We start from the raw sequence: 26,656 nt of genomic DNA, 5'->3' as shown, positions 1-26,656 counted from the left end.
AGCAAGTCGGATCGCGCACCGCCGCATGCGATCAGTTCGAGCAAGTTTCATGGAGCGGCACTTTATCATCGCCGATGACGAATACCCTTACAAAATCGTTCAAGGAAGTTCATCCTGCTGCGACATTTCACGCTGGAAGTCCGAACATGAGCCTATTGATCGCGCAATGGATGGCTGCCATCTTCCTGTTGATCAGCCTGATCCACCTGTACTGGGCGGCAGGTGGCAAGTTGGGTAGCGAGGCGGCGGTCCCGCGAATGTCCGCGGAGGACGGCGCAGAACCCAGGCCGGCCTTCAAGCCTTCAGGCTTTGCCACTTTGCTGGTGGCAGTCGGGTTGCTGCTGATAGCGATGCTGGTGTGCATGCGGGTCGGCCTGTATCTGCCGACGGTGCATCACTGGTCGCTGCAATGGGTGATCAGCGCGATTGCGATGCTGATGTTCGCCAGGGCGATCGGCGATTCGAATTTGATAGGGTTCTTCAAGCAGGTGAAGGATTCGAAGTTTGCCCGGCTCGACACCTGGGCGTATTCGCCGTTGTGCGTGGTGTTGGGGGCGGGGTTGTTGGCCGTTGCCTGGATCTGAGTTGCCAGGGCCGGCCTCTTCGCGAGCAGGCTCGCTCCCACATTGGATTTTCAGTGAACACAGATTTTGTGTCTGACAGAGATCAACTGTGGGAGCGGGCTTGCTCGCGAAGAGGCCCTCACAATCAATACAAATCTGCGAACTTAACTCCCGCTTTCCGTGCGCCGACTACTCACCTCAGCCGGCACATCATCCCCCGCCATGCGCTTGCGAAACAGCGCCGCCCGCGCCAGCAGCAACGTGGTCACCGGCACCGTAATCGACAACAAGATCGGAATCAGCCAGGCATGCAACACCGGCCCGGACTTGAGTGCCGAAAAGTAAATGATCGAGGCCAACGCCACGCACCAGGCGCCCAATGTCGACGCCAGCGCCGGCGGGTGCATGCGCTGGAAGTAATCTTTCATCCGCACCAGGCCAACGGCGCCGATCAGTGTAAACAGACTGCTGAGCACCAGCAGGATCGCCACCGGAATTTCAACCCACAGAGACAGTTCTGCGCTCATTCGATCACCTCGCCACGCAGGAGGAATTTCGCCAGGGCAAACGAGCCGACGAAACCGAACAGCGCAATCAGCAGCGCCGCCTCGAAGTAAGTGTCACTGGAATAGCGAATGCCCAGCGTCAGCATCATCAGCATCGCGATGATGTACAGGTAATCCAGCGCCAGAACCCGGTCTTGGGCCGACGGCCCCTTGAACAGCCGGATCAGGGTCAGAATCATCGCCAGGGAAAAGATGAACAGGCTCAGCAGGATCGCGTTTGACAGCAATGCGCTCATTCGAAGATCTCCATCAAGGGGCGCTCATAGGTCGCCTTGAAGTGCTGGATGAACAGTGCTTCGTCATCCAGATCGAATACGTGCAGCAACAGAATGCTGCGGTCCAGCGCCAGTTCCGACCACACGGTGCCGGGAACCACCGTGCAGATCATCGACAACGCGGCCAGGCCGTTGGCGTCACGCAAGTCCAGCGGCACCTTGATGAAGCGCGAGCGCGGTGGATGGCGACCGGCGTTGAGCACGCCCCAGGCCACGGCGAGGTTGGACACCACCACATCGCGACCGATAAGAAAGAACAAACGCACAATTACGCCCGGCCGACGAATGCGGATCGGCAGCGGTCGCAGCTTGCGCATCATCAGCGGTGCGCAAAACCCCAGCACCGCGCCCAGCAGCAGATTGCCGGGACTCATCGACAGGTTCAGCACCAGCCACAGCAACCACAGGGCCAGCGACAACCAGGGAGCAGGAAACAGGCGCTTCATGGTGTGACCTCCGCTACCGCGGCTTTGGCTTCCGGGCTTGGAATCGCACGGGTACCGAGCACCGCCATCACGTATTGCTGCGGGTTTTTCAAGGCTTGGGCGGCCGCCTGGGTGTAGCGCAGCAGCGGTTCGGCCTTGAAGGTCAGCGCAATGCTCAGGCCCAGCAACGCAATGATCGGCACGCATTCGAAACGTCGCAGCAACGGCGACGGCCGCTCCTCAGGCGTCCAGAACCGCTGGATGCCCAAACGCGAGAACGCGATCAACGACGCCAGCCCGGACAGGATCAACAACGCCAGCAAGCCCCACGCGGCATTGGAAACCGGCTCATCGTTGCCATTGCCCAGGCCCAACGGATTGAGCAGGGCGCTGAGCAAGCCGAGTTTGCCAATGAATCCCGAGAGCGGCGGCATGCCGATGATCAGCAGCGAGCAGGCAATGAAGCTCAACCCGAGGAACGCCATGGTCCAGGGAATCACCTGGCCGACCACGGCTTTCTGCTCGTCATCGAGGTTGATGCCTTTGGGCGGCTGCAAGGATTCCATCGGTCGCGGCAGATCGCCGTCATCGAACAACGGCATTTCATTGGCCGAACGCGAACGCTCGATCAACTCGGCCAACAGGAACAACGCGCTCAATGCCAGGGTCGAGCTGACCAGATAGAACAGGGCCGCGCCGATCAGGTTGGGCTGGGCGAAACCGATGGCCGACAGCAGAATCCCGGCCGACACCAGAATGCTCAGGCTGGCCAGGCGCTCCAGTCGTTGTGCGGCGAGAATCGCCACGGCGGCGCAGACGATGGTCGCCATGCCACCGTAGATCAGCCAGTCGCCGCCAAAGTACGCCGAGGCGCCGGCCTGGCCAGAGAAGAGCAAGGTCCACAAGCGCAGCAAGGTGTAGACGCCGACCTTGGTCATGATCGCGAACATCGCCGCCACCGGCGCGCTCGCCGCGGAGTAGGCCGGCACCAACCAGAAGTTCAGCGGCCACATCCCGGCCTTGGCCAGGAACGCTACTGCGAGAATCCCCGCGCCGGCATGCAGCAGGCCGCGATCGGCTTCCGGCACCAGCGGAATTTTCAGCGCCAGGTCGGCCATGTTCAGGGTGCCGGTGACGCCGTAGATCAGCGCCGCGCCGATCAGAAACAGCGACGACGCCAGCAGGTTGATCGAGATGTAATGCAGCCCCGACGACACCCGCGACCGACCCGAACCGTGGAGCATCAGGCCATAAGAGGCCGCCAGCAACACTTCAAAAAACACAAACAGGTTGAACAGGTCCGCCGTCAGGAACGCGCCGTAAAGCCCCATCATCTGAATCTGGAACAGCGCGTGGAAACTCGAACCGGCACCGTCCCAACGGGCCATGGCGAACAGCAGGGCGCTGACGCCGATGATCCCGGTCAGCACCAGCATCAGCGCCGACAGTCGATCGACCACCAGCACGATACCGAACGGCACCTGCCAGTTGCCCGGCAGGTACACGCCGATGGAGCCGGGGACGCCCGTCTCCTGGGTCCATTGCAGCAACAGCACGGCAATGCCCAACCCCACCAGGCTGGAAAACAGGTTGATCTTGGCCTTCAGCGGACGGTGTTTCTCCCCCAGCAACAGCATCACGGCGGCGGTCAGCAGCGGCAGCAGAATCGGTGCAGCGATCAGGTGCGGCATCAGATTCATTCTTTAGGCTCCCGGCCATCCACATGGTCGGTACCGGTCAGGCCCCGGGAAGCCAGCAGCACCACCAGAAACAACGCGGTCATGGCGAAGCTGATCACGATGGCGGTCAGCACCAGCGCTTGCGGCAGCGGGTCGGTGTAGTGCAACAGGTCCTGCGGCACGCCATCCTTGATGATCGGCTCCTTGCCGATAAACAGGCTGCCCATGCTGAAGATGAACAGATTGACGCCGTAGGACAGCAGGCACAGGCCCATCACCACCTGAAACGTCCGTGGCCGCAGGATCAGCCAGACGCCGGACGCGGCCAGCACGCCGATGGCGATTGCGATGACTTCTTCCATCAGACGGTTCCTTGTGTGGCGACGGATCTGGGCAGGGCGGCGGTTTTGTGACCCCGTACCGATTGGTGAGCGAGGGCGGTGAGGATCAACAGGGTCGAACCGACCACCACGGCGTACACGCCAATGTCGAAGAACAGCGCACTGGCGATGTGAATGTCACCGAACACCGGCAGTCCGAAATGCCAGGTGTGGGAGGTCAGGAACGGATACCCGACCGCCATCGCCCCGAGTCCGGTGACCGTGGCGAACAGCAGGCCGGTGCCCATCCAGCGCAACGGTCGCAGGCTCATTTGCGCCTCGACCCACTGCGTGCCGGCGACCATGTATTGCAGGATGAACGCTACGGACATCACCAGGCCTGCGACAAAACCGCCGCCCGGTTGATTGTGGCCGCGCATGAACAGGTAGACCGACACCACAAATGCGATCGGCAGCAGCAGGCGGACCAGCACCGCCGGCACCATCATGAAACCGAGCGCGGTGTCGCTGGCGTGGCGCGGGTTGACCAGATCAGTGACCACGTCCGGTGCCAGCAGACGCTGCTGGGCCGGCAACTGCAGGCTTTCTTTTGGCGGACGGAAGCGTCGCAGCAGGGCGAATACGGTCAGGGCCACGGCCACCAGCACGGTAACTTCACCGAGGGTGTCGAAGCCGCGGAAGTCCACCAGCATCACGTTGACCACATTGCTGCCGCCGCCTTCGGGCAGGGCACGGCTGAGGTAGAACGATGAAATGTGGTTCGGTGTCTGGCGCGTCAGCATCGCGTAGGCCAGCAACGCCATGCCGCCGCCGACCACGGTCGATAACAGCAAGTCGCGAATACGGCGGATGCGTGCCTTGCGCAGGCTGCTCGGCAACGGCGACACCTCTTCGATCCGTCGAGGTAGCCAGCGCAGACCGAGGAGGATCAACACTGTCGTCACCACTTCCACTGCCAATTGCGTCAGCGCCAGGTCCGGCGCCGAGAACCAGACGAAGGTCACGCACGTCATCAGGCCACAGACGCTGACCATGGTCAGGGCCGCGAGCCGGTGATACTTGGCCTGCCACGCCGCGCCGAGGGCGCAGGCAATCGCCAGCAGCCAGAGGGTCACGAATACGATCGAACCCGGAATCTTCGGGCGGTCGCCCCAGCTCAGGCTGCTGTGGAGCATCGGGATCAACCCGGCCAGCACTGCTGCGAGTACCACCAGGAACAATTGGGTTTGCAGGCGCTTGGTGCTGATCCGCCGCTCGAGACGACGGGCCAGGCGCATCATGATCACCAGGCTGCGTTCGAACAGGCGCTTGCCGTTGAATCGGCCAATGATCGGCGGGTACTTGAAACGCCCGTGTTTGAGCTGATTGCGCAACAGCAGATAAAGCACGATGCCGCAGGACATGGCGATCAGGCTCATGATCATCGGCGCGTTCCAGCCGTGCCAGATCGCCAGGCTGTATTCGGGCAAGGTGCCGCCCACCACCGGCTGGGCAGCCGCAGCCAGCAACGGGCCGACCACCTGCGCCGGGAAAATCCCCACGACCAGGCAGGCGAATACCAGCAATTCCACCGGCGCGCGCATCCAGCGTGGCGGCTCGTGTGGGGTGTGCGGCAGGTCGGTGGCGGTCGGGCCGAAGAACACGTCGACGGTAAAGCGCAGCGAGTAGGCGACGCTGAAAGTGCCGGCGATGGTCGCGACGATGGGCAGCGTCATCTCGATCCAGGCCGTGGCATTGATGAACACGGTTTCGGCGAAGAACATCTCTTTCGACAGGAAGCCGTTGAGCAGCGGCACGCCGGCCATCGAGGCGCTGGCGACCATGGCCAGGGTGGCGGTGAACGGGATCAACTTGATCAGGCCGCTGAGCTTGCGAATATCCCGGGTGCCGCTTTCGTGGTCGATGATCCCTGCGGCCATGAACAGCGAAGCCTTGAACGTGGCGTGGTTGAGAATGTGAAACACCGCGGCCACAGCGGCCAGCGGACTGTTTAGGCCCAGCAGCAGGGTGATCAGGCCCAGGTGACTGATGGTCGAATAGGCCAGCAGTCCCTTGAGGTCGTTCTGGAACATCGCGCAATACGCACCGAGCAACAGGGTGCAAGCGCCGGCACCGCTGACGATGTAGAACCATTCTTCACTGCCGGACAGCGACGGCCACAGTCGTGCGAGGAGAAACACCCCGGCCTTGACCATGGTCGCCGAGTGCAGATAGGCCGAAACCGGTGTCGGCGCCGCCATGGCGTGGGGCAGCCAGAAGTGGAAGGGGAATTGCGCGCTTTTGCTCAAGGCGCCGATCAGGATCAGGGGGAGCAGAACAGGGTAGAGGGCGTGCGCGCGAATCAGATCGCCGGCGGCCAGGACCTTGTCCAGGTCATAGCTGCCGACCACATGGCCGAGCAGCATGACCCCCGCCAGCAAGCACAAACCGCCTGCGCCGGTGACCATCAGCGCCATATAAGCGCCGCGTCGCGCATCAGCGCGGTGGTGCCAGTAGCCGATCAACAGGAATGAAAAGAGGCTGGTCAGCTCCCAGAAAAACACGATCTGGATCAGGTTGCCGGAGATCACCAGCCCGAGCATGGCGCCCATGAACGCCAGGAAAAACGCGAAGAACCGCGGCACCGGATCGTCCGGCGACATGTAATAGCGGGCGTACAACGAAACCAGGGTGCCGATGCCCAGCACGAGCATCGAGAACAGCCAGGCGAAACCGTCCATGCGCAGGACGAAGTTCAGGCCCAGGCTGGGCAACCAGAAAAACTCTTCGCGGATCATGCCGCCATCGGCGATTTGCGGGTACAAGAGGGCGACCTGAACAGTGCCTATCAAGGCAACCAGACCCGCCAACAAAGATTCGGTGTTACGCGCGTTGTGCGGCAGCAAGGCTGCCAGACAGCTGCCGATAAAAGGCAGAAGCAGTAGAACTATCAGGGACATAGGCTTCTAATCTGCGGAAGTTTGTGAAGCATCATACGTGCCAGCTCCCGGATCACCAAACGCCAAGCTGTCGCAGAATCCTACAAAAAATAGCGAATGACCTTACAGTAGGCGGCAAATGGAGTCTTTGCCTCTGAAGCAGGCCAAGCCGGAATGGAATACCTGGGCACCCGATGACAAATACACTGTTTACCCGTCACAAGACGCCGCTTTTGCTGGCCGGCGTACTATTCATCAATGCGTTGGTGCTGGGATGGGTTGTGGTCGGCACCGCACCGTGGGTGCCTGACCGGACGATGATGAGGACCCAAGAGCCTTTGCTTATCGAGGGGCCGCAGGGCGATGAACAGGCTTATGTGTTACCGACCGGCACCACTCTCTATCACGATAAAAGCTTTGCCGAAGGGCATGATCGCTACGTTGTTTATTTGAATCACAAAGGCGCGATAGCGCACGAAGAAGTCCCCATGAAGCCTGAATATAAGGGCAATTTCATTTCTCCTCTTTGGATGTCAAATGTTGATGCCGATGCGCTAAAGAACATGTTCAAGCGCTTTCCTCTGTCCAGGGAGGATGTCGCCGCAGCCATAAAATCCAACGAGATCACCAGGGATGACTTGGCCGACATCATCCGCTCGCTACCGGAATAATCCCGTCATTGATCGTTCCCACGTGTGGGAACGATCAATGCTCGGTTTCGCCTTCCGGGTCGACCTCGGGCACTGTCTTACCCTTGGTCTTCAACTCACTGACAATCACCGCCGCCACAATCAACCCCGCACCGACCAGCGCAATGGCCGGCAACCGCTCCCCGGCAATCCTTCCGACAATCCCGGCCCAAACCGGCTCGCCCGCATAAATCAACGTCGCCCGGGTCGGCGAAACGCTCTTCTGCGCCCAGTTCATCGCCACTTGAATCGCCGCACTGGCCGCGCCCAAGCCCAACGCGCTGCATAACAGCAGCCAGGAGAAGTCCGGAATCCTTTCCTGAGTCGGCACCACCATCAAAAACGCCAGCGCCGAGGTGACCGCCAATTGCACCACCGTCACCCGTCGCACATCGACCTGGCCGGCATACGTGCTGATCAGAATGATCTCCGCCGCAATCGCCACAGCGCTGATCAACGTCGCGATTTCACCAGGGCTGAAATTGAATGAAGCGCCGGCCGGTCCCGACAGCAACATCAACCCGGTGAACGCCAACATGATCCCGATGCTCGGCATCAACCCCGGACGCCGCCCCAGCACCAGCCATTGCAGCAACGGCACGAAGGGCACGTACAACGCGGTAATAAACGCCGACTGACTGCTGGGAATGCTCTGCAACCCGACTGTCTGCAACCCATAACCGAGCATGATCGCCACGCCGATAAAGGCCCCGGCCTTGAGTTCGAACAGCGTCAGCTCCCGCAGATGACGCCAGGAAAACAGCGCAACAATGATCGCCGCCGCGGCAAAGCGCAGACCGACGAAGAACATCGGCCCGCTGACGGTCATCGCATGCTGCACCAGTAAGAAGGTCCCGCCCCAGACCATGGTGATCAGCACCAGCACGCACTCGGCCTTGCTGAACCGCGAGAAACGGGAGGAAGTGTGAGGGGAATTCACCGACGTCATGACCTTGCGCGCTACCTGAGGGCGACGCACAATGCGCCGAATGTTGCGCAGTATACTGCCCAGCCCCATCAAGTGAGCAATATAGTGCACAAAGATTCCACGCAGCGGGCTTCGGTCCTCCAGCACGTCAGCCAGAACGTTCGACGCTTGCGCCACGCCGCCGACATGAGCCAGGCGACGTTGGCGGAAAAATCCGGGGTCAGCCGCCGGATGCTGGTGGCGATCGAGGCTGGCGAAAAGAACGTCAGCCTGACCACCCTCGACCGTGTGGCCGAAGCGCTGAACGTCGCATTCAGCGACCTGATCCAGGCCCCGGACGCACGCGATCCGAGTCGTATCAACGAAGTGGCCTGGGCCGGGACGATTCCTGGCAGCAAAGCCGTTTTACTGTCCAAAGCCACGGCTACCCGCGAGGTAGAACAGTGGGAATGGTGCCTGCAACCGGGAGAGATTTATCCGTCGCAACCGGATGCTGAGGGTTGGAGTGAACAGATTTATGTGTTTGAAGGCTGCCTGACCCTGATGCTGGGCAACACGCCACATGAGATCGCTGCCGGCGAGTTCTACATGTTCGCCAGCAACCAGCCCCACGCCTATCGCAACGATGGGCCGGTGGCGGCGCGGTTTGTGCGAAATGTGGTGATCTAGCCGCTGATACCGCTCATCGGAAACGATGAGATACCTGTTACTTCTGACAGTAGACGCAGAGTTCGATTGAACTTCAAATGGAGTTCAGCGCGCGCTGTATCCCGAGCCGTTACCTTGGCAATACATACTTATTGCTGATTGGGGCTCTCTTGAACGTCAACTGAAAGGAATTGGTAAATGTTAATGCCACTCATGATTCTGGAAGCAGTAGATGACGAAATTAAGCTGACAGCCGTTCCCAATGGGGCAACAGCTCATATCCCACAGATCCTCGATATTCAGGAAGGCGATATTGTCAAACTTTACGTTGGCGACGTGCTTGCCTCGGAGCTGACTGTAGCTGGCGATGTTGTTTTTCCAATCGTATTTATAGTGTCAAGACAGATGTTGCTGGGCTTCGTAGAGCAGGCCGTAGATTTTGAATATACGGTCGTTAGAGGGGCTAACTATCAAATTTCCCCTCCTGCTCGTTACCGCATCAGTCATTCCTGATCGAATCGTTTTTGTATGGATGCTCAACTTTCTGTTTGAGAGTTGGGCATTTTCTGTTTGAGGTGTTGCTCAGGCAACAATGAACCGACAATTTGCTGCAGCGGTGTTTAGGTCCACCTTTTAGAACAATCCATATCTTTATGAATACCAACGATTAATTGTTTTGGCACGACTTGTGTAATAGGTCTCGGGTACTCACCCGAAAACCCGGAGTCGGCCCATGACAGCCTCAACCCAACCCCCTCGCACCGCCCACGTCATCCGCTCGGACGCCGAAGCCATCGCCGTCGCCCACAAACTCGCGGCACGCTTTGCCATCGAGGCCAGCGTGCGGGATTGCGAGCGACGCCTGCCGGTCGCCGAGCTCGACGAGTTTTCCGCCAGCGGTCTCTGGGGCATCACCGTTCCCAAGGAATACGGTGGCGCCGGCGTTTCCTACGTGACCGTCGCGGAGGTGATCAAGATCATTTCCACCGCCGACTCGTCCCTCGGCCAGATCCCGCAAAACCACCTCGGCGTGCTCGACATCCTGCTGCAAACCGCCACCGAGGAGCAGAAGCGTTACTACTTTGGCAAAGTCCTGCAGGGCTACCGTTTCGGCAATGCCTTCTCCGAATCCAAAAGCAAGAATGCCGGTGCCTTTGAGACCCGTATCCGTTTCGATAAAGACACCGCGCAAATCGATGGCGAAAAGTTCTACTGCACCGGCGCCTTGTTCGCGCACATCGTGCCAGCGGTGGCGGTCAATGAAGAGAACAAGGCCTTCATCGCCTTCATCGAGCGTGACACTCCCGGCTTGACCGTCATCGACAGCTGGGACGGTTTTGGCCAGCGCACCACGGCCAGCGGCGGTGTCACCCTGAATGCGGTAAAGGTCCCTCTCAGTGCTGTGATCCCGGCCCACAAGGCCTTTGACGAACCCACGGCCGACGGCCCGATTTCACAAATCATCCAGGCGGCCGTGGACACCGGCATTGCCGTCGGCGCCCTGGAAGAAACCAAACGCTACGCCCGCGAAGCCCGGCCATGGATCGATAGCCAGCAGGATCACGGCTGGCAGGACCCGTTCAGTATCGCTGCGATCGGCGACCTCGAATGGCGGGTCCACGGCACCGAAGCGATCCTCAAAAAGGCCGGTCGCGCCATTGACCATGCCTTGCTCAACCCCAACGAAGAAACGGTGGCCCGCGCTTCGGTGGTGGTTGCCCAGGCGAAAGTGCTGTCCGCCGAGATCGCCTTGCTTGCCAGCAGCAAACTCTTCGAACTGGCCGGTACTCGCTCTGTGCTCGGCAAATACAACCTCGACCGCCACTGGCGCAATGCCCGGACGCACACCCTGCACGATCCGGCACGCTGGAAATACCACCTGATCGGCAACTACCTGCTCAACGGCGTGAAGCCTGCGCGCCACGCCTGGAACTGAGGAGCCCACCATGAACGCTTTGACCCAACCGATTGTTGCCGGGCAGCCCTTGGCCAAAAGTCAGCATGATTTGCACAACGCTCGCAGCTTGCTTGATGCAACGTTGCGTTTCGTCCGCCAGCAGGCCCAAGCCACGGATGATCCTTACGTCATCAGCCGCTTCGGCGATTTGCACATCCGCATTGAAGTCGCCGCCGCGCTGCTCGAACGCGCCGAAGATTTTCTGAACAGCGTTGATGACAACACGGAAATCAGCGTCGCCATCGCCGAGTCGCACCTGGCCAGCGCCGACGCGCTAAATGCCGTCAGCAACGCTGAATTCGAACTCACCGGCCAACGCACCGTGTTGCCCGGATCACTGCATGACCCGTTGCGCTGGAAACTCCACCTCATCGGCAACTTCCGCCTCAACGGCATCCATCCCCCAAGCTTCAGGAGTGCTGTTTGATGGGCCGCGAAATTCGTCTCAACGCCTTCGACATGAACTGCGTTGGTCACCAGTCGCCCGGTTTGTGGGCGCATCCGCGGGATCGCTCCTGGCAATACAAGGATCTGGAGTACTGGACCGATCTGGCGAAAATCCTCGAACGCGGCAAGTTCGACGGTTTGTTCATTGCCGATGTGCTGGGCATCTACGACGTTTACAACGGCAATGGTGACGCGGCGATCCGTCAGGCGGCGCAGGTGCCGGTCAACGATCCGCTGCAATTGATTCCGCCGATGGCGCTGGTCACCGAGCATTTGGGGTTCGGCCTGACCGCTTCGCTGTCGTTCGAACACCCGTATCCGTTCGCCCGACGCCTGTCGACGCTCGACCATCTGACCAAGGGCCGTGCCGGCTGGAACATCGTCACCTCTTATCTGGAAAGCGGTGCGAAGAACCTCGGCCAGAAAAACCAGACCGAACACGACGCCCGTTACGACTTCGCCGAAGAGTATTTGGAGGTTTGCTACAAACTTTGGGAGGGCAGTTGGGAAGAGGGCGCCATCCTGCGCGATCGTGAGCGGCGGATCTTCAGTGACCCGAGCAAAATCCACGAAATCCGGCACGTCGGTAAGCACTTCCAGGTGCCGGGCATTCACCTCTGCGAACCTTCGCCACAACGCACGCCCGTGTTGTATCAGGCTGGCGCATCGAGTCGCGGCAAGCAGTTCGCGGCCGAGCATGCCGAATGCGTGTTCGTTGCTGCGCCGTCGAAAGTGCTGCTGAAGAAAACCGTTGCCGACATTCGCCGCCGTGCTGCCGAGGCTGGGCGCGATCCGTCGAAGATTCTGATCTTTAACCTGCAAACCGTGATCCTCGGAGAGACCGACGCCAAGGCCAAAGCCAAGTTTGAGGAATACAAAACCTGGGTCAGTTACGAAGGGGCAATGGCGCTGATTTCGGGCTGGACCGGGATTGATTTCAGCCAGTTCAAACCGGATGAACCGCTCAAGCACGTGCACACCAACGCGATTCAATCGGCGGTGGAAGCGTTCTCCACGGCGGACCCGAACAAGGTCTGGACCCCCAACGAACTGGCTGACTGGGTGGGCATCGGCGGTTTTGGTCCGTTGTTTGTCGGCAGCCCGGAGACCGTCGCCGACTTGCTGCAGGAGTGGGTCGAGGAGACCGATGTGGACGGCTTTAACCTGGCCTATGCATTGACTCACGAAACCTTCATCGACGCCGTGGAATTGCTGGTGCCGGAGTTGCAGAAACGTGGGGTCTACAAAACCGAATACGCGCCGGGGACCTTGCGCGAGAAGTTGTTCGGGGAAGGGTCGCGCTTGCCGGAGATTCATCCGGGAGCGGGTTATCGAGACCTGGCGGCGTTGCGGCAGCAGGAAAAGAAAATCGCATCCTATTCATGATCGTTCCCGACGCTCACTGCAAGTCAGCGGTATTTCTCTGTCCTACTTTGGTACTGGTTGATGAACCTTCCGTGGGTTTGGCGCCTATTATCGTCCAGGATATTTTTGAGATGAAACATTGATCAGTGAGAACGCCATGACTGAAACCCAAAGCGGACAGGCCACCGACGTCATCCGCCACGCGGACATCCTGATCGTCGGCGGCGGCCTCAGCGGTGCAATGCTGGCGGCGCAGTTGCTGCGCCTGCCGGGCAAACGCCAGGTGCTGGTGATCGAACCCCGCGCGGAACTCGGTCGGGGCGAGGCGTACAGCGCGGTTGAATTGGGCCATACGCTCAACGGCAATGCGGCGCGGATGAGCGTCGACCCGGACAACGCCGACGACCTGACCCAATGGTTGACCGAGTACATCGCGGCCGGCGGCTGGCCGGAGTCTGACAAGCAACATGTGCCGGTCAGCGAATTGTTCCCGCCACGGGGAATTTTCGGTTTGTACGTGCAGCAGCGCCTGGCGGAAGCGCAAGCGGTGGGGGTGTTGAACGGTTCAACGGTCGAGCATGTGCGGGCCGAGGTGATTGATCTGCAAACCCGGGACGATTCTGCGTTGCTGACGTTGAGTGACGGGCAACACTTGCAGGGTGCTTTTGCGGTGTTGGCCACGGGGATGTTCCCCGCTGCGCGTACGCCACAGACCGAGTCCAGCGGCTTGAACGCCGCCGCGCTTGATCCGTGGGACGTCGCGGCCATGCAGCAACTCGATCCGCAGTCGACGGTGCTGATCATCGGTTCGGGCCTGACCATGGTCGATGCCGTGGTGTCGCTGGAACAGGCCGGGCATCGCGGGCCGATCGAAGTGTTTTCCCGGCATGGCTTGCTGCCTCACGTGCGTCGGCAACCTCCGGTCTGGGTGGATTTTCTCGCCGAGGATCAGAGCATTCGCACACCGCGACAGCTGGTGCGCGAACTGCGTCGGCATTGCCGGGACGCCATCGCTCAAGGCATCGACTGGCAGGCGCCGCTCGACACTGTACGGGCGCATATTGGCCGGTTGTGGAATCAGGCGACGGACGTGCAGCGTCGACAGTTTGTGCGACATGTGCGGCCGTGGTGGGAATGCCATCACCACCGCTCGCCGCCGATGAGTGCCGAACTGGTAGAGCGGTTGCACAAGGAAGGGCGCTTGCGGATTCACGCGGCGTCGTTCAAAGGGCTGGAGCCTTCAGCGGACGGCGCAGTGAGCATCCGTGTTCGGCGTCGTGGTGAATCAGAAACCACCGTTGTCAGCGGCGCGGCATTGATCAATTCCAGCGGCATCGAATACGACTGGCGGCGGGTCGCCCGACCACTGCCACAGCAACTGCTGGCACGCGGACTTGTCCGACCGGGGCCGTTGGCGCTGGGGATTGCGGCAGCGTTGGATGGCGCGGTGCTGGACGCAGATGAACACGTCGCCAGCCGTCTGTTCGCCATGGGTCCACCGTTGCGCGGCATGTGGTGGGAAAGCACCGCAGTGACCGACGTCGCGAGCCAGGCCAAGGCTCTTGCCGCTCGCCTGACAACAACTCCGCCCCTGTAGCAGCAGCCTCGCAGGCTCGGCAGCTGCTACGGATATCGGTGATCTGCTATTACGAAGAAACCCCGGGTAGATCGGATCTACCCGGGGTTTCTTGTTTGAAGCGGCGCAACGCCGTTGATCAATAACGCTGATACTTCGAACCGAACTCAGGGCGGTTTTCAGCGACGTAGAGTTTGCTCGCCTGGCTGTCTTTGTGATCAACGCCGACGGTGTTCACGTTCAGTGTGGCCGGTTGGCTGACTTTGGCCGCGGCAACGACTGGCGAGGTGGTGTGTGGGGCGGCGATGGCGGAGGTAGCGCCAAGAACCGAAAGGGCGAAACCAAGACCGATGATGCTTTTCATGAGGGCGCTCCAGAGCGTGGGGAGAAGATGGGGCCACTGTAGTGCTGGAGCATCGCGATGAAAAAACACCCTGACGCATAGTTGTTATCGAGAGCGTTGATCCATTGTCAGCGGGGTGTGTTGTCGCTGAGCCAGCGCTGCTTGAGTTGTTCCAGGCGCCCATCGCGGTTCATCTCGTCGAGCGCCTGTTGCCAGCGCGCGACCTGGCGCGCATCGGTTTGCGGGGAAAACGCGATGTAGGTGCCTTGCTTCATCAGCGGCATCTGATAGTGCAACAGGCTGGGCGCCAAGCCTTCTTCCCGGGCCAGGGTCGCGATGGAGAGGGTGTCGGCCACCACAAACTCAATGCGCCCCAGACGTGCCAGACGCATCATTTGTTCGGGCGTTTCCACACCGTACAGATTGTTCAGACCCTGCTTGCGCAAGTAATCGTAAGCCAGCCATTTTCGCGGGACGGCGATACGGCCCTGGGTGCTGGCGTCCTGCAAACTGCGCACCGGTTGCTGGGTGTTAGCGGAATAAAGCGCCGTCTCCACGTCCATCAGCGGACCGACCCACTGGTACAAGCCTTCGCGTTCGGCAGTGCGCAACACGGTAAACACCCCGGTGGCGGGCTCGGTCGTGGCGACATGCAGGGCGCGCAGCAAAGGGACTTGTTGCAAGTGCACCTGGTCTCCGGTGCGTTCGGCCAGTGCCTGCACCATGTCCACGCCAAACCCCACCAGTTGATTACCTTGCTGAAAATGCAGGGGCGGATGGTTGTCGGTGAGCAGGTTCAGATCAGCCGCGACCGCCGTAAAGGTCAGGAAAGACAACAGGCAACCGGCAATGCGCTTCATGAATCGTCCTTGATGAAATGAAGCGCAAATCTTAGTACGGGCGAGGTGCAACTGTCCCGAGAAATTGTCCGGGCTTTTGCGTCAGATCTCAGGACTTATGGGTACGGCCTGCCATTGTGGCCCTGACCGACGAAACACAATTAAATGTGGGAGCAACTGTCTTGGTGATCTTTATTTTGAAGGCATATTGATAGACAGCTGAATTCCCACAGCTTTACGCCATGCGATGCCCTACAGGAACACCGCGACCCGTTTTAGGCCAAGGGTTGTTTCCACTCAGTTCGGTCTCGGATCATGGCGTTCAGTCGTATCAGCAGCACGCGCATACAGGCGATGAGCGCTACTTTTGCGCATTTGCCCTTACGACGCAGTGCGTCATACCGCGCTTTGAACTCAGGCTGTCGCTGAATCACCACCCAGCACGCCATGTACATCGCGCGACGCGCAGCAAACCTGCCGCCGCTAATATGGCGCGGACCTTCATGCTTGCCGCTGTCATCGTTGTAGGGGGCTATGCCTGCCAGCGCTGCAATCTCGTGCCGTCCAACCTCGCCCAGCTCAGGCAAATAGGCCATTAAGCTGGCTGCCGTCACGAGCCCTATTCCCTTGACCGAGCACAAACGGGCTATTTTATCACTGTCCAGGTCTTGGGCACTTTGACGGATCAACTTCTCTATCGACTTTATTGCTTGGCATAAATAGTCGATATGCCTCTGCAGACAGGGTTTTACCCGGTCTACAGAGGCTGTTTTGAGGCGCCGAATATCATCGCTTTGCTGCTGAACAAAGTTTTCACGTTGCTGTACCAGCGCACGCAAATTGTCCTGTTCAGGGCTGGTGATGCGGTTGCTTGGCGACTTTATGACTTCTGCAAACTGCGCGAGAAGTCGCGCATCTATCGGGTCGGTTTTAGCGTGCTGCCCCATCGCCTTGGCAAAGTTCTTGGCGCGACGAGGGTTGATCCGCAAGACTTCGAAGCCCGCGGCCTGAAGCGCTTTCATGGCCTCTCGCTCATAGCCGCCGGTGGCTTCCAGCAATACGCGGTTGACCTGGTAGCGCTTTAACCAATCAATCAGCGCAAGGAAGTCACTGGCGGTATTGAGGTAACTTGCGCCAACGTCTTGCGGGTTAATCCGAACCTCAAGAGTATCTTTGGCAACGTCGATGCCTGCGCAGGAAAACATAGCTGAATCCTCTTACACTCAAAGGTGAGAGCACTCTGGCTGGGCACCACGCTTGTAAATGTTCGAGGTAGGCTCGTTCAACTGTTCGGGCTCAATAACCAGAGTGGAGAGGTGAATGGCAGCATGGGCTCCCACACGTGCTTTAAGCACTCCGGGCATTCAGCTTGCCATTCACCGCTCTCATCCTCAGTCTAATTCCTGCGCAAGACACAAGCGGGCTTGCTCGCGAAGAGGCCGTGTCAGTCAACATTGATGTTGATTGTCATACCGCTTTCGCGAGCAAGCCCGCTCCCACAATTGATCTTTGTTGTGCTGTGGACCGCGATCAATACCGCTGATATTTCGAACCGAATTCAGCGCGGTTTTCCGCCACGACCACACCGCCGCGTACCGCATTGCTCGGGCTGACCGATGCAACACGTTCGCGCAGCTCTTGCAGACGGTCGGCACCGCCTTCGGTCACGCGATTCTCGATCAGACGATCGGAGCCGCCTTCCACCAGCAGTTGTTGAACCTGGCCAGGGGACGCAGCACTGCCGGTGTGGGCCGACGCCAGGTTCGACAGGCCGAGACCACCAACCAGCACCAGACCGAGTGCCAGGGACGAGACTTTCGAGAAGTTGATCATGGTGATTCTCCGTGCGTTTAGTTTGAGTGGGTCGGTAGCTGCTGCTATCCGGTGATCACAGTTAAACGCTCGGGTGTATCGGTGATGTGTGCTCGAACAAGCCGAAATCGGTGTCTGCGTATCTGTCGCGGGTTCTTATACAGACGGATACAAAACCCTATGAAAACGCTCCTCAGGTTCTGCTGGGGGGGAGCTTCATGATTCTGCGCCGAGCAATTCCACCGGGTAGGAGAACACGTAGCCTTCGCTGCGCACGGTTTTGATGTAGGTCGAGTCCCGCGAGTCATCCATCAATCGCTGGCGCAGACGGCTCACCAGCAAATCAATCGAGCGGTCGAACAGGTCGGCGTCGCGGCCCTGGGTCAGGTTGAGCAACTGGTCACGGCTGAGCACCCGTTGCGGGTGATCGAGGAACACCCGCAGCAGACGGTATTCGGCGCCACTGAGGGCCACCATCGTGCCGTCTTCGTCGAGCAAGTGCCGGGCGGTGGTGTCCAGGCGCCAGCGGCCGAAACGCAAGAGCCGGCCGCTTTCGGTGATCAGCAGGTTGGGCGGCAGCATCTGGGTGCGGCGCAACACGGCATTGATGCGCGCCAGCAGTTCGCGGGCGGCGAAGGGCTTGGTCAGGTAATCGTCGGCACCCATTTCCAGGCCGAGGATGCGATCGGTTTCGTCGTTGCGTGCGGTGAGCATCAGGATCGGCGTGGCTTTGTGTTTGCCTGAGCGCAATTCGCGGCACAGCAGCAGGCCGTCATCGCCGGGCATCATGATGTCCAGCACGATCAGGTCTACCTGATTGGTTTCCAGAAAACTGCGCATCTGCCGGCCATCGGCGACAACGGTGGTGCGCAGGCCGTTCTTTTTCAGGTAATTGCCGACCAACTCGCGAATCTCCCGGTCGTCGTCGACGATCAGGATGTGGTTCACATGGTCCATCGCTTAGCCCTCTGTCATTCGCCCGTTGCGCATTCCAAGGATTGTCCCAGGCACTTGTATCGCCCTGTATCTGGCGCCCCCGGAGACACCTTACGCCTTGTTAATTCCGGTTTACGACACATGGCAGATACCTCGCGAAGATTAAATGGGCTCCATCGAGACAAGACGACTTGCCTCACAACCACCGCCCATTGCAACCCTGAGGAAATCACCATGAACTGGAACAAACTGATTGCCGCCAGCTTCTTTGCGGTCCTGAACGTTGCAGCGTTTTCGGCCCATGCCGATGTTCAAGCTCCGTCGCAGACAACTTCTCACGGCCCCCACCTGGATATCAAGAAAGTGGTTTCCGTCGTCGACAACGGCGGCGGTAATTGCGGCATTGTCGATGCCCGCCTGACCTACCTCGATTCCAGCGGCACGCAGAAAGTCCTCGATTACAGCAAATTCGCAGACTGCGGCCATCAGGGCGGCTAATCCTTCCACTGCGCTCATCGCTGTCGAAACCGACGAACGCGCAGTCTGCTCATCATCCCGCGATGGCTGACTCACGTCGTCCAGAACACCAGGTCAATGGCTTCCAGGGAAATCACCATGAAGATGAATGTGTTGAGCAAAAAAAACGACTCACGTCGTCATTTCTTTGGCTCATCGGTCCTCGCTTTCGCGCTGATGCAGCTAGCTGCCCTTGGTGCTGCCAATGCGCAAACCGCGACGCCAGAGCCTATGGTTGCCAGCGCCGGTACCCTCAAGGCGGACGCGTTCGGCCCGCTGAAGCATGTCAACGCCGGGTTGCTGAATGTGGCTTACGCCGAAGTCGGCCCCGCCGATGGTCCGGTGGTGATTCTTCTGCACGGTTGGCCCTACGACATTCACAGCTATAGCGAAGTGGCGCCCTTGTTGGCGGCCAAGGGTTATCGGGTGCTGATCCCGTATGCACGGGGCTACGGCGACACGCATTTCCGGTCCGACAAGACTGTTCGCAACGGCCAGCCCGCCGCGCTGGCCAGTGACGTCATCGACTTTATGGATGCGCTCAAGATCAAGAAGGCCGTGCTCGGTGGCTACGACTGGGGCGCGCGCTCGGCGGACATCGTTTCGGCGCTCTGGCCGGAGCGGGTGTAGGCGCTGGTCTCGGTGAGCGGCTACCTCATCGGCAATCAGGCCGCAGGCAAGAATCCGTTGCCGCCCAAGGCCGAGCTGCAATGGTGGTACCAGTTTTACTTCGCTACCGAACGCGGTCAGGCCGGTTACGAAAAAAATCGCCACGACTTCGCCAAGTTGATCTGGGAGCTGGCCTCCCCGAAATGGACTTTCGACGACGCGACTTTCGACCGCAGCGCGGTGGCCCTGGACAACCCCGATCATGTGGCTATTACGATCTTCAACTATCGCTGGCGGTTGGGCATGATTCAGGGCGAACCTCAATATGAAGCGCTGGAGCAGCGGCTGGCCAAGGCCCCGGTCATTACGGTGCCGACCATCACCATGGAAGGGGATGCCAACGGGGCGCCACATCCGGCTGCCGAGGATTATGCCAAGCGCTTCACCGGCAAATATGAGTACCGACTCATCAACGGCGGCATCGGCCACAACTTGCCGCAGGAAGATCCGCAGGCCTTTGCCAAGGCAGTGATCGACGCGGATCACCTTCGAGCATTAGTGCCGAAATAGTGTGCATGCCGATCGTTCCCACGCGGGAGCGTGGGAACGATCTTTACTAGATTTTTGTTATTCATCTGGCACTGGTCAGGCCTGCTCCATCATTTGGATCAGGTTTTCTGGCCAGACTGTTTCAGCGGTATCTTTCAGCTCGGCGACTGACCACCATTTGTGTTCAGTCATCACCCGGGCTTCATCGGCAGTCCAGCCATCACGCGTCAGTCGTTCACCGTCGGCGCGGACGACGAAGTAGCGTTCCACGGACAAGACGGTTTCGCCGCTGGGCAACATCATCGAAAAGCTGCGCTCTGCCACGCTAGAGTCCACTGTGTCGACGTGCAGTCCAGTTTCTTCATGCAGTTCGCGTATGGCGGCGGCTTCAAAGGTTTCACCTTCCTCAAGACCGCCGCCCGGCGTAGCCCAATAGTCGCGTCCGTCCAAAGCATCGCCCTTGTGCTGGAAGCGAAACAGCAAGACCTGACGGGCGGGATTGATCACAAGGAGTCGTGCAGCGTTACGTTGGCGCATCAAAAACTCTCTTTCCATAGACGTTACAGCTCAAGTTGCTGATCGTTCCCACGCGGAAGCGTGGGAACGATCTTTATTAGCTTTGTTACGCAACCACTTGATAACACGGCACATACGCCGCGCCGCCGGGCAGTTTCATCCGGTGCTGGGCGACGAAGGCCTTTAGCAGTTGATCCAGCGGTTGCATCACCGCCGCATCGCCACGGATCTGGTACGGCCCGTGTTCTTCGATCAGGCGGATGCCTTTGTCCTTGACGTTGCCGGCGACGATGCCGGAGAACGCGCGGCGCAGGTTGGCGGCCAGTTCGTGGGCCGGCAGGTTGCGGCTCAGTTTCAGGTTGGCCATGTTTTCGTGGGTTGGATCGAACGGACGCTGGAAGCCTTCGTCGATCTTCAGCAGCCAGTTGAAATGGAACGCGTCATTGCGCTCGCGGCGGAACTGTTTGACCGCCTTGAGGCCTTGGGTCATTTGACGCGCGACTTCAGCCGGGTCGTCGATGATGATCTCGTAGTGTTGCTTCGCAGCTTCACCCAAGGTGGCGCCGACAAACGCATCCAGTTGCTCCAGATACGGCGCGGCATGTTTCGGCCCGGTGAGGACCACGGGGAAGGGCAGGCCGGCGTTGTCCGGATGCATCAGGATGCCGAGCAGGTACAGGAACTCTTCGGCCGTGCCGGCACCGCCCGGGAAAATGATGATGCCGTGGCCGACGCGGACGAAGGCTTCCAGACGTTTTTCGATGTCCGGCAGGATCACCAGTTCGTTGACGATCGGGTTGGGCGCTTCGGCGGCGATAATGCCCGGCTCGGTCAAGCCGAGGTAGCGGCCGCCGTGGATACGCTGCTTGGCGTGGGCGATGGTCGCGCCTTTCATCGGGCCTTTCATCACGCCAGGACCGCAACCGGTGCAGATGTCGAGGCTGCGCAGGCCCAGTTCGTGGCCGACTTTCTTGGTGTATTTGTATTCTTCGGTGTTGATCGAGTGGCCGCCCCAGCACACCACGATCTTCGGCTCGACGCCGGGGCGCAGGGTGCGGGCGTTGCGCAGCAGGTGGAACACGTAGTCGCTGATGCCCTGGGAGGTGCTCAGGTCGATGCGTTGGGCGTCGAGTTCGTTTTCGGTGTAGACGATGTCGCGCAGGGCGCTGAAGAGCATTTCCCGGGTGCTGGCGATCATTTCGCCATCAACGAAGGCGTCGGCCGGGGCGTTCAGCAGTTCCAGGCGTACGCCGCGGTCCTGCTGGTGAATGCGGATTTCGAAGTCCTTGTAGGCTTCGAGGATGGTTTTTGCGTTATCGACATGGGCGCCGGTATTGAGGATGGCCAGGGCGCACTGGCGGAATAAGGTGTAGGTGCTGCCGGATCCGGCTTCGCTCAGTTGCTGTACTTCACGTTGTGAAAGGGTTTCCAGGCTGCCTTTTGGGCTGACCGAGGCGTTGATTACTTGTCGTTGGGTCATTCAATGATCCTTAAAACGATGCCATCCATACAGGCAAATGGCATCCGAATAGTATGTATCCATGAAAGAAGATGGCACGAACTGCGCTGTATCGCCATTTCCCCGTTTGACGATGAAAAGATGAAAAGGAGCCTCAGCATAGCTAAATCCCTTGCAGAGGCGATAATGCCCCGCAGCCTTTTTACCCATGCCCTCAAGGAACCCCGTCGCGATGTTCGAAATCCAGCCGCAGAACCCCGAACGCTATCGAAGCCAGACGCGACGCAGCACGATAATCATAGCCTTGATTTTCCTGGCCCTGGCGATGGTGTTGTCCACCACGGCGGTGGCGCTGTTCGGTGAGCCCGGCGGCGACAATCTGCGATTCAACGTCGGCGGCGTGTTTGTGTCGGTGCTGCTGATGGCCGCGCTGATGCGTGGCATGTTCTGGACCCAGCCGTGGATGGCTCCGGCGGTTTACGGCTGGCAGCTCAAGCGCAGCCTGATGAGCATCACCAACGTCATGCATCAGGTGACGGCGGCGGTGGAGAAGGAGGATCCGACGGCCATGAAGCTGTTGCGTTTCTACCATCTGGGGTTGAGCCAGATGCACGAGTTGGACGGCAACTCCAGTGATCATAGCCAACTGACCCGCGAGATGGATCAGCACAAGGCGCGGATGGAAGCGCTGGGCATCGAGACTGATCAGACGCAATTGAATCCGGCCTGGATCGAGGCCGTGAAGCAGGCCTCGAAGTAAAAACAATGGTGCGGGTCAAATCCGCACCCACGTTTTGGTCGTGGAAGGCGGCGGGTCGTGCGACTGCTCTTGCTTAACCGTGCGAATACTTCTCGCGTAGATCACCTTATCGGGTGTTTTATGAGGCATAGTCGCCTGCCACCAGGCGGCTCATACCCGTCAGGGGTCATAAAAAGGGCGAACGGGAAGATTCGCCCTGTGATCAATATTCAGGGAGCGTCATGGGTCATCCGTCCGTTAAAGATCGAATTGAACAGGCCCGCCACGGCATACCCTTGGTAGCCGAGCAGGTAGGGGCCACACTCAAGGTTCGCTCTGCGGTGATTCTGCTGGTCGCGGTGTGCCTGTCGATGACGGCTATCGTGATTTGGGAGGCCTGGAACTCGCGCCAGTACCATCTGCACGACAAAGAAGTGGCGATGTCCAACCTTGCCCAGACCCTGGCCTCGCAAGCGCAGGCGTCGATCAAGCAGGCCGATACGTTGCTGTTGACCCTGGTGGATCGTCTCGAAAACGACGGCATGGACCAGGCCCGGGTACCCCGGCTGGAGCGTTTGCTCAGCGCCCAGCGCAGTGAGTTGAGCCAGCTCCATGGATTGTTTGTTTATGACGAAGAAGGGCGCTGGATTGCCAATTCCAACGGCGCCGTCGTGGCTGATGCCAACAACGCCGATCGTGAATATTTCATCTTCCATCGCAATCATCCCGACCGTGGACCCCACATCGGCCCGTCGATCAAGAGTCGCTCGAGCGGTGAATGGATCATGACGGTGTCCCGCCGCGTCAATCATCCGGATGGCCGTTTTGCCGGCGTGGCGTTGGCAACGATTTATCTCAGCCATTTCCTCGAGCTCTACGACAGCATCGACATGGGTCATAACGGCGTGATCAACCTGATCGCCGACGACGCCACCATCATCGTTCGCCGGCCATTTAAAGAAACCGAAATCGGCATCAGCGTCGCCAAGGGACCGCTGTTTACGCAACTGTTGCCCAAGGGCAATTCAGGCACGGCGATGGTCCCGTCCTATGTGGATGGCGTCGAGCGGGTGGTCGGATTTCGCAGGGTCGACGGGTATCCGCTGATCATCTATGCGGCGCTGAATAAAGATGAAGTCCTGGCCGCCTGGCGTAAGGAAGTACTGCTGAGTGCCGGGATCGTCTCGTTGTTCCTGGGGTTTCTGGGCGTCCTCGGTTATCGCCTCATTCGCCTCATGAAGCAGCAGAACCACGTGCAGGGCGTATTGCTGGATGCGCAGGAAAAACTGATCGAGGTTAACCGCAGTCTTGAGTTGCTGGCGCTGGAGGATGCACTGACCGGGCTGTCCAACCGGCGTCAGTTCGATCTGTTCATCCTCGCCGAAATGGGCCGCGCCAGGCGCAACCAGACCCACCTCGCGCTGTTGATGATCGATGTCGATCACTTCAAAAGCTTCAATGATCTTTACGGCCATGTGGCCGGTGATGGGTGTTTACGCAACATCAGCACGATCATCAGGGACAACATCAAGCGTCCCGGCGACCTGGCTGCCCGCTATGGCGGCGAAGAGTTTGCGGTGGTACTGCCCGGGACCGACTACGTGGGAGCGTTTCTGGTGGCGGAAAAAATTCGTCGCGCGGTTCAGCAGGCCGGCATCGAGCACAGTGAAGGGGCTGACGGCACGGTGACGGTCAGCCTGGGGGTCGCCGCTTACGACCCGGCGTCACAAGCTCAGCCCAACGACCTGGTGGGGGCCGCCGACAAGGCGCTCTACGTGGCCAAGGCCAGCGGTCGGAACATGAGCGTCATTGCCAACTGAATTCAAACAAACCGGTCACTGCCCTGACACCTTTGAGGACTTCCTGAGTGATGCGCAACGGCACGCCGGTCGCCAGCGCATCGAACTCGTGAATCACCGGGATCAACGCTTCGAATTCGAGCAACTCATCGGTGACGATCCATAGCCGGCTCTCCCAGCCATTGGCCACTTGCTGCACCCGTTGAGTCAGCCGCGAGACGTCCTGCATCAGTCGCGCCGCCTCGTTCACCAGCAACTCACCCGCCGGGGTCAGTTGCAGGCGGTAGCGACGGCGGTCGAACAGCAAGGCGTCAAAGCGTTCCTCCCGTTGCCGCGCCGCGTAGGACACCGTCGAGGGCGCCTTGCCCAAGTGGACCGCAGCCCGGGACAGGCTGCCGGTTTCCCGGATGGCTTCCAGCAAGGTGAGATCTTCAATCGACAACATGGGTGGAATCCTTGAACCGGGTTCAGGTTGCCCGACGTAACTTCCACAGCCTGAACAATCTAAAGTAGACCAGCACGTTGATCGCCAGCACCACGCTGCCCAGTCCCAGTTGAATCGCCGGTGTCAGGCCCGCCGGGTAAATGACCGGCCACACGTAATGTTCGATGAAACCGCCGCCATAACCTGTTTGCCCGGCCGCGTCGCGCATGAGGTTTTCCCACTCGGTCAGCGGGCAGATCAGGTGGAAGACTTCCACCGACACGCCCCACACAGCCGCAGGCAGGTGCCACCAGATCAGGGGGCGCCATTTGAGCACCAGCAGCCCGCCGAACAGCACGAACAGAATGAACAATAGGTGGAACAAGACCAGCCCGTCGGCGGCGATTCGGTAAAGCATGTCGACACCCTGACGCGTTATGCGAATGGCTCCATGGTACTCGGGCTGGTTGCTGGCGCTCTATCGATTGTTGCTGTTCAACGCCGCCAGCACTTCCTTCAGACGCACCGCCATGGTTTCGCTGCTGCGTTGCATCGGCGCGCGAAGTTCGTCGTCGATCAAGCCTTCAAGGGCCAGGGCGGTTTTCACCGGGGCGGGATTGGGCTCGATGAACAGGCTGTGAATCAGCGGCAGCAGTTGGAAAAATGTCGCTCGACCCGCCGCTAACCGGTTGTCGCGGATCTGTTGATACAGCGCCACGAACAGCTCCGGATGAACATGCGCCGAAGCGGCAATGGCGCCTTTGGCGCCTAGACACAAGGCGCTGAAGATCTGGTTATCTTCGCCGCACAGCACGTCGACCTTGCCACTGCCTAGCAGTGCCAGGGTGTTGGCCTGATTGCCGCCGCAATCCTTGATCGCGACGATTCGCTCATGGGCGACGATGTTGAGCAGGGTTGCCTGCTCGAACGCCACGCCGGTGCGGTAAGGGATGTCGTAAAGAATGAGCGGAACGCTGGAGGCATCGGCGACGGTTTGGTAAAACGCTTCGAGGCCCGCCTGGGACGGACGGATGTAATACGGCGGCGGTACCAGTAAGCCGGCCAGCGGACGTTTCAGGATTTCGCTCTGAAATTGCAGCAGCTCGGCCATATTGTTGCCGGCCAGGCCCATGACCACCCGTTCCGCCGGCACCTGCGCCAGCACCGCATCGAGCACCGCCAGCTGTTCGTGTTTGCTCAGTGCCGCCGCTTCCGCCGTGGTGCCGCAGACCACAACGCCATCCACGCCTTTTTCCAGCAGATGACTGACCAGCCGGCGCAAGCCGACGAAATCGATCGCACCGTTGCGAAACGGTGTAACGAGAGAGACCCAGATACCTTGAAACGATGACATGCACTTACTCCTGAAGGTTGACCGATTTCGTCACCGTCAGAAGCGTAGAAGGCAGTAAGCAAGGGGAGGGTGTCCGTCGCGCTCAATGTCCTGTCAGCTCATCTGACGGGACAGCGCGCCCCGGTCACATGAGCGACTGTTTCTTCGATTTGAGGGCGTGCGCAACGCAACCTTGCGCCTTGGCATTCAAGCCAAGGACGACAGTGTTGAGATTGAAGGTTGCGGACATACTTGCTTACACCCTGAATGAGGCGCTCAGTTTTAAAAGCCAGCGCGATTTTTGTCAATCGCGAAAATCAGCGAGCTCCGCACGCATTCTGCCGTTGTGCTTGGCCGCGGACCAAGTGCGCAAGATTGTTCAAGCCTTCGGCCATGACTGCTGGC

At 59.6% G+C, this 26,656-nt stretch carries 27 protein-coding genes and 2 pseudogenes; 12 read left to right on the top strand and 17 right to left on the bottom strand.

Annotation, left to right across the window (positions count from 1 at the left end):
* Positions 1-146 precede the first annotated feature (146 nt).
* Complete coding sequence (locus QFW87_RS16115) at positions 147-584, top strand: DUF3995 domain-containing protein (protein ID WP_283188236.1); 438 nt, start codon at positions 147-149, stop codon at positions 582-584.
* 143 nt (positions 585-727) lie between these two features.
* Here the strand turns inward: QFW87_RS16115 and QFW87_RS16110 are convergent, their stop codons facing one another.
* From QFW87_RS16110 to QFW87_RS16085, 6 genes are read right to left on the bottom strand one after another with little or no spacing between them, the layout of a single operon-like run.
* Positions 728-1,090, bottom strand: coding sequence for a Na+/H+ antiporter subunit G (locus QFW87_RS16110; protein WP_283183998.1), 363 nt, complete (start codon positions 1,088-1,090; stop codon positions 728-730).
* Positions 1,087-1,365, bottom strand: coding sequence for a K+/H+ antiporter subunit F (locus QFW87_RS16105; RefSeq protein WP_283183999.1), 279 nt, complete (start codon positions 1,363-1,365; stop codon positions 1,087-1,089). Before QFW87_RS16105 ends, QFW87_RS16110 begins: the two co-directional genes overlap by 4 nt.
* Entirely contained in the window at positions 1,362-1,850 is a 489-nt protein-coding gene (locus QFW87_RS16100; protein WP_283188235.1) for a Na+/H+ antiporter subunit E, read from the bottom strand. The genes QFW87_RS16105 and QFW87_RS16100 overlap by 4 nt, the downstream gene beginning before the upstream one ends.
* Positions 1,847-3,529: a monovalent cation/H+ antiporter subunit D gene (locus QFW87_RS16095; protein ID WP_283188234.1), complete on the bottom strand. Its 1,683-nt coding sequence runs from the start codon at positions 3,527-3,529 to the stop codon at positions 1,847-1,849. Before QFW87_RS16095 ends, QFW87_RS16100 begins: the two co-directional genes overlap by 4 nt.
* Positions 3,526-3,870: a Na+/H+ antiporter subunit C gene (locus QFW87_RS16090; protein WP_007986256.1), complete on the bottom strand. Its 345-nt coding sequence runs from the start codon at positions 3,868-3,870 to the stop codon at positions 3,526-3,528. The genes QFW87_RS16095 and QFW87_RS16090 overlap by 4 nt, the downstream gene beginning before the upstream one ends.
* Positions 3,870-6,788 carry a monovalent cation/H+ antiporter subunit A gene (locus QFW87_RS16085; protein WP_283188233.1) on the bottom strand — a complete coding sequence of 973 codons (2,919 nt, stop codon included), beginning with the start codon at positions 6,786-6,788 and terminating at the stop codon, positions 3,870-3,872. The genes QFW87_RS16090 and QFW87_RS16085 overlap by 1 nt, the downstream gene beginning before the upstream one ends.
* A 173-nt stretch (positions 6,789-6,961) precedes the next feature.
* Here QFW87_RS16085 and QFW87_RS16080 point away from each other — a divergent pair, with 173 nt between their 5' ends.
* Entirely contained in the window at positions 6,962-7,438 is a 477-nt protein-coding gene (locus tag QFW87_RS16080) for a hypothetical protein (RefSeq protein ID WP_283184003.1), read from the top strand.
* A 34-nt stretch (positions 7,439-7,472) separates the two neighbouring features.
* On the opposite strand, the gene QFW87_RS16075 is transcribed toward QFW87_RS16080, so the two are convergent.
* Positions 7,473-8,474: a DMT family transporter gene (locus QFW87_RS16075; protein WP_283188232.1), complete on the bottom strand. Its 1,002-nt coding sequence runs from the start codon at positions 8,472-8,474 to the stop codon at positions 7,473-7,475.
* Positions 8,475-8,489: 15 nt separating this feature from the next.
* Here QFW87_RS16075 and QFW87_RS16070 point away from each other — a divergent pair, with 15 nt between their 5' ends.
* The 6 genes from QFW87_RS16070 to QFW87_RS16045 all read left to right on the top strand — a co-directional run bounded on the left by QFW87_RS16070 (position 8,490) and on the right by QFW87_RS16045 (position 14,398).
* Positions 8,490-9,053 (top strand): XRE family transcriptional regulator, encoded by a 564-nt coding sequence (locus QFW87_RS16070; RefSeq protein ID WP_283188231.1) that lies wholly within the window; start codon positions 8,490-8,492, stop codon positions 9,051-9,053.
* 177 nt (positions 9,054-9,230) lie between these two features.
* Complete coding sequence (locus tag QFW87_RS16065; RefSeq protein WP_283188230.1) at positions 9,231-9,545, top strand: hypothetical protein; 315 nt, start codon at positions 9,231-9,233, stop codon at positions 9,543-9,545.
* Between the two features lie 220 nt (positions 9,546-9,765).
* Positions 9,766-10,968 (top strand): SfnB family sulfur acquisition oxidoreductase, encoded by a 1,203-nt coding sequence (locus QFW87_RS16060; protein ID WP_283188229.1) that lies wholly within the window; start codon positions 9,766-9,768, stop codon positions 10,966-10,968.
* 10 nt (positions 10,969-10,978) lie between these two features.
* Positions 10,979-11,416 carry an acyl-CoA dehydrogenase gene (locus QFW87_RS16055; protein WP_283188228.1) on the top strand — a complete coding sequence of 146 codons (438 nt, stop codon included), beginning with the start codon at positions 10,979-10,981 and terminating at the stop codon, positions 11,414-11,416.
* Positions 11,416-12,822 carry an LLM class flavin-dependent oxidoreductase gene (locus tag QFW87_RS16050; protein WP_283188227.1) on the top strand — a complete coding sequence of 469 codons (1,407 nt, stop codon included), beginning with the start codon at positions 11,416-11,418 and terminating at the stop codon, positions 12,820-12,822. Before QFW87_RS16055 ends, QFW87_RS16050 begins: the two co-directional genes overlap by 1 nt.
* Positions 12,823-12,958: 136 nt before the next feature.
* A complete protein-coding gene (locus QFW87_RS16045) occupies positions 12,959-14,398 on the top strand; it encodes an FAD/NAD(P)-binding protein (RefSeq protein ID WP_283188226.1) in 1,440 nt (479 codons plus the stop codon).
* A 118-nt stretch (positions 14,399-14,516) separates the two neighbouring features.
* Here QFW87_RS16045 and QFW87_RS16040 read toward each other — a convergent pair whose 3' ends face one another.
* The 5 genes from QFW87_RS16040 to QFW87_RS16020 form a co-directional block, all read right to left on the bottom strand.
* Entirely contained in the window at positions 14,517-14,741 is a 225-nt protein-coding gene (locus tag QFW87_RS16040; protein WP_283184010.1) for a hypothetical protein, read from the bottom strand.
* Between the two features lie 107 nt (positions 14,742-14,848).
* Positions 14,849-15,580 (bottom strand): transporter substrate-binding domain-containing protein, encoded by a 732-nt coding sequence (locus QFW87_RS16035; RefSeq protein WP_283188225.1) that lies wholly within the window; start codon positions 15,578-15,580, stop codon positions 14,849-14,851.
* A gap of 254 nt (positions 15,581-15,834) precedes the next feature.
* A complete protein-coding gene (locus tag QFW87_RS16030) occupies positions 15,835-16,764 on the bottom strand; it encodes a transposase (protein WP_283188224.1) in 930 nt (309 codons plus the stop codon).
* Between the two features lie 325 nt (positions 16,765-17,089).
* A complete protein-coding gene (locus QFW87_RS16025; RefSeq protein ID WP_283184013.1) occupies positions 17,090-17,392 on the bottom strand; it encodes a phage infection protein in 303 nt (100 codons plus the stop codon).
* Positions 17,393-17,587: 195 nt separating this feature from the next.
* Positions 17,588-18,328 carry a response regulator gene (locus QFW87_RS16020; RefSeq protein WP_283188223.1) on the bottom strand — a complete coding sequence of 247 codons (741 nt, stop codon included), beginning with the start codon at positions 18,326-18,328 and terminating at the stop codon, positions 17,588-17,590.
* Positions 18,329-18,541: 213 nt separating this feature from the next.
* Between QFW87_RS16020 and QFW87_RS16015 the strand changes: the two genes are divergently transcribed.
* Positions 18,542-18,805, top strand: coding sequence for a DUF2790 domain-containing protein (locus tag QFW87_RS16015; protein ID WP_283188222.1), 264 nt, complete (start codon positions 18,542-18,544; stop codon positions 18,803-18,805).
* Positions 18,806-18,922: 117 nt separating this feature from the next.
* A pseudogene (locus QFW87_RS16010) lies at positions 18,923-20,002 on the top strand (alpha/beta hydrolase).
* Between the two features lie 75 nt (positions 20,003-20,077).
* On the opposite strand, the gene QFW87_RS16005 reads toward QFW87_RS16010, so the two are convergent.
* Complete coding sequence (locus QFW87_RS16005) at positions 20,078-20,518, bottom strand: NUDIX domain-containing protein (protein ID WP_283184017.1); 441 nt, start codon at positions 20,516-20,518, stop codon at positions 20,078-20,080.
* Between the two features lie 85 nt (positions 20,519-20,603).
* A complete protein-coding gene (gene ppnN, locus QFW87_RS16000; protein WP_008151729.1) occupies positions 20,604-21,977 on the bottom strand; it encodes a nucleotide 5'-monophosphate nucleosidase PpnN in 1,374 nt (457 codons plus the stop codon).
* Positions 21,978-22,188: 211 nt separating this feature from the next.
* On the opposite strand from ppnN, the gene QFW87_RS15995 reads away from it, so the two are divergent.
* Positions 22,189-22,716 carry a DUF3087 domain-containing protein gene (locus QFW87_RS15995; RefSeq protein ID WP_283184018.1) on the top strand — a complete coding sequence of 176 codons (528 nt, stop codon included), beginning with the start codon at positions 22,189-22,191 and terminating at the stop codon, positions 22,714-22,716.
* A 221-nt stretch (positions 22,717-22,937) separates the two neighbouring features.
* Positions 22,938-24,515: a sensor domain-containing diguanylate cyclase gene (locus QFW87_RS15990; protein ID WP_283184019.1), complete on the top strand. Its 1,578-nt coding sequence runs from the start codon at positions 22,938-22,940 to the stop codon at positions 24,513-24,515.
* A 25-nt stretch (positions 24,516-24,540) separates the two neighbouring features.
* Here the strand turns inward: QFW87_RS15990 and QFW87_RS15985 are convergent.
* From QFW87_RS15985 to dapA, 3 genes and pseudogenes are all read right to left on the bottom strand, one after another.
* A pseudogene (locus QFW87_RS15985) lies at positions 24,541-24,939 on the bottom strand (LysR family transcriptional regulator); the annotation flags it as partial.
* Positions 24,940-24,961: 22 nt separating this feature from the next.
* Entirely contained in the window at positions 24,962-25,336 is a 375-nt protein-coding gene (locus QFW87_RS15980; RefSeq protein ID WP_283184021.1) for a DUF2784 domain-containing protein, read from the bottom strand.
* A 60-nt stretch (positions 25,337-25,396) separates the two neighbouring features.
* On the bottom strand, positions 25,397-26,272 hold the full coding sequence (dapA, locus tag QFW87_RS15975) for a 4-hydroxy-tetrahydrodipicolinate synthase (RefSeq protein WP_283188220.1): 876 nt from the start codon (positions 26,270-26,272) through the stop codon (positions 25,397-25,399).
* Positions 26,273-26,656 lie beyond the last annotated feature (384 nt).

The organism is Pseudomonas sp. PMCC200344, assembly GCF_030053095.1.
GTDB classification, from domain to species: Bacteria; Pseudomonadota; Gammaproteobacteria; order Pseudomonadales; family Pseudomonadaceae; genus Aquipseudomonas; species Aquipseudomonas svalbardensis.
The sequence above is the reverse complement of the archived record's forward strand: the minus strand, read 5'-3'. Positions and strand labels throughout refer to the sequence as shown.

Coding starts and splice junctions, on each gene's coding strand:
- QFW87_RS16040 (WP_283184010.1), bottom strand. CDS start 14,741: ATGAAAAGCATCATCGGTCTTGGTTTCGCCCTTTCGGTTCTTGGCGCT.
- QFW87_RS16045 (WP_283188226.1), top strand. CDS start 12,959: ATGACTGAAACCCAAAGCGGACAGGCCACCGACGTCATCCGCCACGCG.
- QFW87_RS16100 (WP_283188235.1), bottom strand. CDS start 1,850: ATGAAGCGCCTGTTTCCTGCTCCCTGGTTGTCGCTGGCCCTGTGGTTG.
- QFW87_RS16115 (WP_283188236.1), top strand. CDS start 147: ATGAGCCTATTGATCGCGCAATGGATGGCTGCCATCTTCCTGTTGATC.
- QFW87_RS15990 (WP_283184019.1), top strand. CDS start 22,938: ATGGGTCATCCGTCCGTTAAAGATCGAATTGAACAGGCCCGCCACGGC.
- QFW87_RS16065 (WP_283188230.1), top strand. CDS start 9,231: ATGTTAATGCCACTCATGATTCTGGAAGCAGTAGATGACGAAATTAAG.
- QFW87_RS16035 (WP_283188225.1), bottom strand. CDS start 15,580: ATGAAGCGCATTGCCGGTTGCCTGTTGTCTTTCCTGACCTTTACGGCG.
- QFW87_RS16080 (WP_283184003.1), top strand. CDS start 6,962: ATGACAAATACACTGTTTACCCGTCACAAGACGCCGCTTTTGCTGGCC.
- QFW87_RS16005 (WP_283184017.1), bottom strand. CDS start 20,518: ATGCGCCAACGTAACGCTGCACGACTCCTTGTGATCAATCCCGCCCGT.
- QFW87_RS15980 (WP_283184021.1), bottom strand. CDS start 25,336: ATGCTTTACCGAATCGCCGCCGACGGGCTGGTCTTGTTCCACCTATTG.
- QFW87_RS16055 (WP_283188228.1), top strand. CDS start 10,979: ATGAACGCTTTGACCCAACCGATTGTTGCCGGGCAGCCCTTGGCCAAA.
- QFW87_RS16085 (WP_283188233.1), bottom strand. CDS start 6,788: ATGTCCCTGATAGTTCTACTGCTTCTGCCTTTTATCGGCAGCTGTCTG.
- QFW87_RS16025 (WP_283184013.1), bottom strand. CDS start 17,392: ATGATCAACTTCTCGAAAGTCTCGTCCCTGGCACTCGGTCTGGTGCTG.
- ppnN (WP_008151729.1), bottom strand. CDS start 21,977: ATGACCCAACGACAAGTAATCAACGCCTCGGTCAGCCCAAAAGGCAGC.
- QFW87_RS16015 (WP_283188222.1), top strand. CDS start 18,542: ATGAACTGGAACAAACTGATTGCCGCCAGCTTCTTTGCGGTCCTGAAC.
- QFW87_RS16110 (WP_283183998.1), bottom strand. CDS start 1,090: ATGAGCGCAGAACTGTCTCTGTGGGTTGAAATTCCGGTGGCGATCCTG.
- QFW87_RS16030 (WP_283188224.1), bottom strand. CDS start 16,764: ATGTTTTCCTGCGCAGGCATCGACGTTGCCAAAGATACTCTTGAGGTT.
- QFW87_RS16050 (WP_283188227.1), top strand. CDS start 11,416: ATGGGCCGCGAAATTCGTCTCAACGCCTTCGACATGAACTGCGTTGGT.
- dapA (WP_283188220.1), bottom strand. CDS start 26,272: ATGTCATCGTTTCAAGGTATCTGGGTCTCTCTCGTTACACCGTTTCGC.
- QFW87_RS16105 (WP_283183999.1), bottom strand. CDS start 1,365: ATGAGCGCATTGCTGTCAAACGCGATCCTGCTGAGCCTGTTCATCTTT.
- QFW87_RS16075 (WP_283188232.1), bottom strand. CDS start 8,474: ATGGGGCTGGGCAGTATACTGCGCAACATTCGGCGCATTGTGCGTCGC.
- QFW87_RS16095 (WP_283188234.1), bottom strand. CDS start 3,529: ATGAATCTGATGCCGCACCTGATCGCTGCACCGATTCTGCTGCCGCTG.
- QFW87_RS15995 (WP_283184018.1), top strand. CDS start 22,189: ATGTTCGAAATCCAGCCGCAGAACCCCGAACGCTATCGAAGCCAGACG.
- QFW87_RS16090 (WP_007986256.1), bottom strand. CDS start 3,870: ATGGAAGAAGTCATCGCAATCGCCATCGGCGTGCTGGCCGCGTCCGGC.
- QFW87_RS16020 (WP_283188223.1), bottom strand. CDS start 18,328: ATGGACCATGTGAACCACATCCTGATCGTCGACGACGACCGGGAGATT.
- QFW87_RS16060 (WP_283188229.1), top strand. CDS start 9,766: ATGACAGCCTCAACCCAACCCCCTCGCACCGCCCACGTCATCCGCTCG.